At 76.0% G+C, this 634-nt stretch carries 1 protein-coding gene; it reads right to left on the bottom strand.

Annotated features, from left to right (window positions below; genetic code table 11):
• Positions 1-153 precede the first annotated feature (153 nt).
• Positions 154-634: winged helix-turn-helix domain-containing protein (locus E0D90_RS28215; protein WP_227870526.1), on the bottom strand; the 481-nt coding region annotated here is incomplete at its 5' end.

Raw genomic sequence — 634 nt, 5'->3', positions numbered from 1 at the left:
TACCCCAGCCGAGCGTCTACGTGATCTACTCACCACCTGAAACCGGGCGGTGTTGCGACGACCCCTTGAACTCAAGCCGGGTGGCGGCCCTCTCGCGTGGAACACACCGTGCCGACGCCCCCGGGCGGGTGGCGTCGGCACGGTGGCGCCGGCTCACCTCCCCGACGGGAGCACGTACTTGTAGCCCACGCGGTGCACCGTCACGATGCGGTCGCGGTAGTCGGCGCCCAGCTTCCGCCGCACCCGGGCGATGTGGACGTCCACCGTGCGCCGGTCCCCGACCGGGCCGTAGCCCCAGACGGTCGTGACCAGCTGGTCCCGGGTGAAGACGCGGTGCGGGTGCGACACCAGCAGCGCCAGCAGCTCGTACTCCAGATAGGTGAGATCGAGCGCCTCTGCGTCGACCGCGACGGTGCGCGCCCGGGTGTCGACGCGGATTCCCCGGCTCTCGCGGACGGTGGCGGCCGACGCCGCCGCGGGCGCGGGCGGACTGGGCGCCACCCGCGCCGGGACGGCGGACGGCGCGGCGCCCACCGGCGCCGCGGGGACGGGGGCGCTGACCGCGGCAGGGCCCGCCCCGGGCTCGCCGCCCCTCGCGGGGGCCTGGGCGGAGGTGGTGGGCACGGAGGGTGCG

The sequence above is a fragment of the Streptomyces otsuchiensis genome, assembly GCF_004305975.1.
GTDB lineage: Bacteria > Actinomycetota > Actinomycetes > Streptomycetales > Streptomycetaceae > Streptomyces > Streptomyces otsuchiensis.
Note: the sequence above shows the minus strand (reverse complement) of the source record. Positions and strands in the feature narration are given on the sequence as shown.